The organism is Streptomyces sp. KLMMK, assembly GCF_036961605.1.
GTDB classification, from domain to species: domain Bacteria; phylum Actinomycetota; class Actinomycetes; order Streptomycetales; family Streptomycetaceae; genus Streptomyces; species Streptomyces telluris.
Genome location: NZ_JBAMDC010000350.1, coordinates 1 through 6,693, shown reverse-complemented (window position 1 = coordinate 6,693; position 6,693 = coordinate 1). Strand labels below are relative to the sequence as shown.

General features: G+C 69.7%; 5 protein-coding genes. 2 read left to right on the top strand and 3 right to left on the bottom strand.

Going from position 1 to position 6,693, the window contains the following annotated elements; all coding sequences use genetic code 11:
* Together V7793_RS30605 and V7793_RS30600 are read right to left on the bottom strand one after the other, a co-directional pair.
* Positions 1-432 (bottom strand): hypothetical protein (locus tag V7793_RS30605; RefSeq protein WP_336012634.1); only part of this gene is annotated, 432 nt, incomplete at its 3' end.
* Positions 433-493: 61 nt separating this feature from the next.
* Positions 494-1,828, bottom strand: a complete 1,335-nt coding sequence (locus tag V7793_RS30600) for a DUF2252 domain-containing protein (RefSeq protein ID WP_336012630.1) — start codon at positions 1,826-1,828, stop codon at positions 494-496.
* 158 nt (positions 1,829-1,986) lie between these two features.
* Here V7793_RS30600 and dnaE point away from each other — a divergent pair, with 158 nt between their 5' ends.
* The gene (dnaE, locus tag V7793_RS30595; protein WP_336012627.1) at positions 1,987-5,532 is read left to right on the top strand and encodes a DNA polymerase III subunit alpha; all 3,546 of its coding nucleotides are present in this window, start codon (positions 1,987-1,989) and stop codon (positions 5,530-5,532) included.
* 122 nt (positions 5,533-5,654) lie between these two features.
* Here the strand turns inward: dnaE and V7793_RS30590 are convergent, their stop codons facing one another.
* Positions 5,655-5,828, bottom strand: coding sequence for a hypothetical protein (locus tag V7793_RS30590; protein WP_168096632.1), 174 nt, complete (start codon positions 5,826-5,828; stop codon positions 5,655-5,657).
* Between the two features lie 256 nt (positions 5,829-6,084).
* Here V7793_RS30590 and V7793_RS30585 point away from each other — a divergent pair.
* A partial coding sequence (locus tag V7793_RS30585) for an NYN domain-containing protein (RefSeq protein ID WP_336012624.1) occupies positions 6,085-6,693 on the top strand: 609 nt, incomplete at its 3' end.

The window sequence follows — 6,693 nt, the reverse complement described above, 5'->3', positions numbered from 1 at the left end:
CTCGCCGAGCCGCAGCCATGCGGCGGCCAGGAGGCCGACGGCGACATGGGCGGCGAACAGCAGCCAGGCGGCGGTGTCCGGGCCCGGCGCGGGGGCGAAGGACCCGCCGACCGTGCCGCCGCCGCACAGGGCGGTCAGCGCACCCGGCACGGGGTGCCCGCCCGCGCCGTAGCAGCTCTCCTGGCCGGCGGAGAAGAGGGCGTCGGAGGCCAGCTCCAGCGGGACGAACAGCGCGGCGATCCGCGTGAAGCCGCGCTCGCGGCCCGCGAGGGCGTACGCGAGCGCGAAGACGGCGGCCGCGGTCGCTGCAACCGTCGCCAGGGGCAGGCCGGTGCCGGACAGCAGCACGTGGGTGCCCGCGGACAGCGTCACGCACAGCGCTGTGAACAGCGCCGCGCGCAGTGCCCGCAGCCGTGCCGCCGATATGTCCATGGGGAACGAGTCTGGCACGACCCGCCGTAAACCGTGACTAAAGGCGGGCCCGGGGGCGGTCCTAGAGGCCGGGGATGCGGCCGTTGCGGAAGAGGTCCACGAAGATCTGGTGGTCCGCGCGGGCCCGGGCCCCGTAGGAGTGGGCGAAGCCGGTCAGGAGCTCCGCGAAGCCCTCCTCGTCGGCGGCGATCACGGCGTCGATGGCCCGCTCGGTGGAGAAGGGCACCAGGGAGTGGCCGCTCTGGTCGTCCGCCGCGGCGTGCATGGCGGCCGTGGCGCGGCCCAGGTCGGCGACGACCGCCGCGATCTCGGCCGGGTCGTCGATGTCCGACCAGTCCAGGTCGACCGCGTACGGCGAGACCTCGGCCACCAGCTGCCCGGTGCCGTTCAGCTCCGTCCAGCCCAGCCACGGGTCGGCGTGGGCCTGCAGCGCGCGCTGGGAGATCACCGTGCGGTGGCCCTCGTGCCGGAAGTAGTCGCGCACGGCGCGGTCGGCGATGTGCCGGGAGACCGCCGGGGTCTGCGCCTGCTTCATGTAGATGACGACGTCGTTCTCCAGGGCGTCGCTGTTGCCCTCCAGGAGGATGTTGTACGAGGGCAGGCCGGCGCTGCCGATCCCGATGCCGCGGCGGCCGACGACGTCCTTGACCCGGTAGGAGTCGGGGCGGGCGAGGCTCGTGTCGGGGAGGGTCTCCAGGTAGCCGTCGAAGGCCGCGAGGATCTTGTAGCGCGTGGCCGCGTCCAGCTCGACGGCGCCGCCGTCGGAGGCGAAGCGGCGGTCGAAGTCCCGGATCTCCGTCATGGAGGCGAGCAGCCCGAAGCGCGTCATCGAGCGGGCCTCGCGCAGGGCGCCGAGCAGGGGGCCGTCGGCGGTGTCGAGGGTGAAGGGCGTGTGGCCGTCCTCCGCGGCGCCGGTGGCCAGGGCGTGGATGCGCTCGCGGTAGGCGGCGGCGTAGGTCCGCACCAGCTCGGTGATCATCTCGTCGCTGAGGGCCTTGGTGTAGCCGATCAGGGCGACGGAGGCGGCGAAGCGCTTGAGGTCCCAGGTGAAGGGGCCGACGTAGGCCTCGTCGAAGTCGTTGACGTTGAAGACCAGGCGGCCGCCCGCGTCCATGTACGTGCCGAAGTTCTCGGCGTGCAGGTCGCCGTGGATCCACACCCGGCTCGTGCGCTCGTCCAGGTACGGCCCGGAGGCGCCGTCGGGGGCCTCCGCGGCCAGGTCCCGGTAGAAGAGGCAGGCCGTGCCCCGGTAGAAGGCGAAGGCGGAGGCCGCCATCTTCCGGAACTTCACCCGGAAGGCGGCGGGGTCGGCCGCGAGCAGCTCGCCGAAGGCGGTGTCGAAAACGGCGAGGATCTCCTCGCCGCGCTGCGCGGCCCGGTCGTGCTCGGTCGCCATCGCGGGGTCCTCCTGGGGTGGGGCATGGAACGAACATCAGTGCTGTGGTGCTCAACGCGTGAGGCTACCGGCGGGTGCCCGCGGCTGTCGGTGGGGGCCGGTAACCTTCAAAACTGTCCCGCCCGACCCGCAGCCACCACCGCCGGAGGTCTCCCACCGTGGCCACGAAGCCGCCCTTCACGCACCTGCACGTCCACACCCAGTACTCCCTGCTGGACGGTGCCGCGCGGCTCAAGGACATGTTCAATGCCTGCAATGAGATGGGCATGACACACATCGCCATGTCCGACCACGGCAACCTGCACGGCGCGTACGACTTCTACCATTCCGCCCAGAAGGCCGGGATCACCCCGATCATCGGCATCGAGGCCTACGTCGCCCCCGAGTCCCGGCGCAACAAGCGCAGGATCCAGTGGGGCCAGCCGCACCAGAAGCGGGACGACGTCTCGGGTTCGGGCGGTTACACCCACAAGACGATCTGGGCGGCGAACGCCACCGGCCTGCACAACCTCTTCCGGCTGTCCTCCGACGCCTACGCCGAGGGCTGGCTGACCAAGTGGCCCCGCATGGACAAGGAGACCATCAGCCAGTGGTCCGAGGGCCTGATCGCCTCCACCGGCTGCCCCTCCGGCGAGCTGCAGACCCGGCTGCGCCTCGGCCAGTTCGACGAGGCCCTGAAGTCCGCCTCCGAGTACCAGGACATCTTCGGCAAGGACCGGTACTTCCTGGAGCTGATGGACCACGGCATCGAGATCGAGCGCCGCGTCCGCGACGGCCTGCTGGAGATCGGCAAGAAGCTCGGCATCCCGCCCCTGGTCACCAACGACTCGCACTACACCTACGCGCACGAGGCCGAGGCCCACGACGCCCTCCTGTGCATCCAGACCGGCAAGAACCTCTCCGACCCGGACCGCTTCCGCTTCGACGGCTCGGGCTACTACCTGAAGTCCACGGACGAGATGTACGCCATCGACTCCTCGGACGCCTGGCAGGAGGGCTGCGCCAACACCAAGCTGGTCGCCGACCAGGTCGACACCGAGGGCATGTTCCAGTTCCGGAACCTGATGCCCAAGTTCGACATCCCCGAGGGCTACACCGAGGTCACCTGGTTCCGCGAGGAGACCATGCGGGGCATGCACCGCCGCTTCCCCGGCGGTATCCCCGACGACCGCATGAAGCAGGTCGAGTACGAGATGGACACGATCATCTCGATGGGCTTCCCGGGCTACTTCCTCGTGGTCGCCGACTTCATCATGTGGGCGAAGAACCAGGGCATCGCGGTCGGCCCCGGCCGAGGCTCCGCGGCCGGCTCGATCGTGGCGTACGCCATGGGCATCACCGACCTCGACCCGATCCCGCACGGCCTGATCTTCGAGCGGTTCCTCAACCCCGAGCGCATCTCCATGCCCGATGTCGACATCGACTTCGACGAGCGCCGGCGCGCCGAGGTGATCCGGTACGTCACGGAGAAGTACGGCGCCGACAAGGTCGCCATGATCGGCACCTACGGCACCATCAAGGCCAAGAACGCGATCAAGGACTCCGCCCGCGTCCTCGGCTATCCGTACGCGATGGGCGACCGCCTCACCAAGGCGATGCCCGCGGACGTCCTCGGCAAGGGCATCCCCCTCTCCGGCATCCTCGACCCGCAGCACCCGCGCTACAGCGAGGCCGGCGAGATCCGCGGGATGTACGAGAACGAGCCGGACGTCAAGAAGGTCATCGACACCGCGCGCGGCGTCGAGGGCCTGGTCCGGCAGATGGGCGTGCACGCGGCCGGCGTGATCATGTCCAGCGAGACGATCACCGACCACGTCCCGGTCTGGGTGCGGCACACCGACGGCGTGACCATCACCCAGTGGGACTACCCGAGCTGTGAGTCGCTCGGCCTGCTGAAGATGGACTTCCTGGGCCTGCGCAACCTCACGATCATGGACGACGCCGTCAAGATGGTGAAGGCCAACAAGGGGATCGACATCGACCTCCTGGCCCTCCCGCTCGACGACCCCACGACCTTCGAGCTGCTCCAGCGCGGCGACACCCTCGGCGTCTTCCAGTTCGACGGCGGGCCCATGCGGTCCCTCCTGCGGCTGATGAAGCCCGACAACTTCGAAGACATCTCCGCCGTGTCCGCCCTGTACCGGCCGGGCCCGATGGGCATGAACTCGCACACGAACTACGCGCTGCGCAAGAACGGCCAGCAGGAGATCACGCCGATCCACCCGGAGCTGAAGGATCCTCTCGAGGAGGTCCTCGGCGTCACCTACGGTCTGATCGTCTACCAGGAGCAGGTGCAGAAGGCCGCGCAGATCGTCGCCGGGTACTCCCTCGGCGAGGCCGACATCCTCCGCCGCGTGATGGGCAAGAAGAAGCCCGACGAGCTCGCGAAGAACTTCGTCTTCTTCAAGGAAGGCGCGACGAAGAAGGGCTTCTCCGACGAGGCCATCCAGGCCCTGTGGGACGTGCTGGTCCCCTTCGCCGGCTACGCCTTCAACAAGGCCCACTCCGCCGCGTACGGCCTCGTCTCGTACTGGACGGCCTACCTCAAGGCGAACTACCCCGCCGAGTACATGTCCGCGCTGCTCACCTCCGTGCGCGACGACAAGGACAAGTCGGCGATCTATCTGAACGAGTGCCGGCGCATGGGCATCAAGGTGCTCCCGCCGAACGTCAACGAGTCCGAGGCCAACTTCGCCGCCCAGGGCGACGACGTGATCCTCTTCGGCCTCACCGCCGTCCGCAACGTCGGGCAGAACGTGGTCGACTCGATCATCCGCTGCCGCAAGGCCAAGGGGAAGTACGGCTCCTTTCCCGACTTCCTCGACAAGGTCGAGGCCGTCGTCTGCAACAAGCGCACCGTCGAATCGCTGATCAAGGCCGGCGCCTTCGACGAGATGGGCCACACCCGCAAGGGCCTCACCGCGCACTACGAACCGATGATCGACAACGTGGTCCAGGTCAAGCGCAAGGAGGCCGAGGGGCAGTTCGACCTCTTCGGCGGCATGGGCGACGACACCGGCGACGACGGCCCCGGCTTCGGGCTGGACGTGGAGTTCTCCGACGTCGAGTGGGAGAAGGCCTACCTGCTCGCGCAGGAGCGCGAGATGCTCGGCCTCTACGTCTCCGACCACCCGCTCTTCGGCATCGAGCACGTCCTCAACGACAAGGCGGACGCCGGGATCTCCCAGCTCACCGGCGGTGAGCACGCCGACGGCGCGATCGTCACCATCGGCGGCATCATCTCCGGCCTGCAGCGCAAGATGACCAAGCAGGGCAACGCCTGGGCCATCGCCAGCGTCGAGGACCTGGCCGGATCCATCGACTGCATGTTCTTCCCCGCCACCTACCAGCTGGTCTCCACCCAGCTCGTCGAGGACGCCGTCGTCTTCGTCAAGGGCCGCCTCGACAAGCGCGAGGACATCCCCCGTCTGGTGGCCATGGAGCTGATGGTCCCCGACCTCTCCAACGCGGGCACCAACGCCCCCGTGATCATCACCATCCCCACGGTGAAGGTCACCCCGCCGATGGTCGAGCGGCTCGGCCAGGTCCTCACCCACCACCGCGGCTCCACCGAGGTGCGGATCAAGCTCCAGGGCCCGCGGAAGACCACCGTCCTGCGCCTGGACCGGCACCGGGTCACCCCCGACCCGGCGCTCTTCGGCGACCTGAAGCAGCTGCTCGGCCCGTCCTGCCTGGCCGGCTGAGCACCGGCCCGACCCGTACCCGCGCACGAGGGGCGCGCCCGGATCCTCCGGGCGCGCCCCTCGCTGCATCAAAGCGCTGCCGGGCGCCGTCGCTTCTCGGCCGGATGCCGTCCGGGCACCGATCAGTTGTGCCCGAAGCGCTTCTGCTTGCTCTTGCGGGCCATGTCGCCCGGGGTGACCTGCGTGGCCCGCTGCTCGCTCTGGGACTCGATCGAGGAGCTCTTGGCCTGCTGCTGCCCGCGCTCGGCGGCGCTGCCCCGCTGCTGGCTCCTGTCCTGCTTCCTGTTCTTCGCCATGCTCAGCCTCCACTCGGGGTGTCCCCCCGCCGAACACACTCGCACGCACCGGCGAATGGCGCATTTCGGGTAATTACCGTGCGTGATCCGTGCACTTACCGCCGGGAAGGCGTATCCGCCACGCCGAAGATCCAGTTCGGACTGATAACCCCCGCACGGTCGGGCAGACTCCAGGGAAAGCCGAGGAGAACCGGGGCACTGCTTGCCGTGCCGGGGGGCGACCGCAATTTCTGCACGCACAGAAAGAGGGTGGAACGTGGACCGCTGCGTCGTCCTGGTGGACGCCGGGTACCTGCTGGGCGCCGCCGCGAGCCTGCTGGCCGGCGAGCCGGCCCGGTCCCGCATCTCCGTCGACCACGCGATCCTCATCCAGGGGCTGCGCGAGCGCGCCGAGGCCGAGACCGAGCAGCCCCTGCTGAGGATCTACTGGTTCGACGGCGCGCCCGACCGGGTGCCCCAGCCCGAGCACCGCAGGCTGCGCGTCATGCCCCGCGTCACCGTCCGGCTGGGGGCCCTGACCCGCAGCGACGGCCGCTGGGCGCAGAAGGGCGTCGACGCCGCCATGCACGCCGAGCTCACCGAGCTCGCCCGCAACCGCGCCTGTTCCGACATCGTGCTCGTCACCGGCGACGGCGACCTCCTCCCGGGCCTGATGTCCGCCAAGGAGCACGGCGTCGCCGTCCACCTGTGGGCCGTCCAGGCCGCCGACGGTGACTACAACCAGTCCGAGGACCTCGTCGCCGAGGCCGACGAGCGCCGCGTCCTCGACCGCACGTGGATCACCCGCGCCGTCCGCGCCAAGGAGCTCACCGGGCCCTGCGCCCCGCAGCCCGCGCCGCGCCCCGAGATCGCCGCGATCCTCTCC

Excerpts from the sequence above, each read along its gene's own strand:
- V7793_RS30590 (WP_168096632.1), bottom strand. The coding sequence starts at position 5,828 with ATGGCGAAGAACAGGAAGCAGGACAGGAGCCAGCAGCGGGGCAGCGCC.
- V7793_RS30600 (WP_336012630.1), bottom strand. The coding sequence starts at position 1,828 with ATGGCGACCGAGCACGACCGGGCCGCGCAGCGCGGCGAGGAGATCCTC.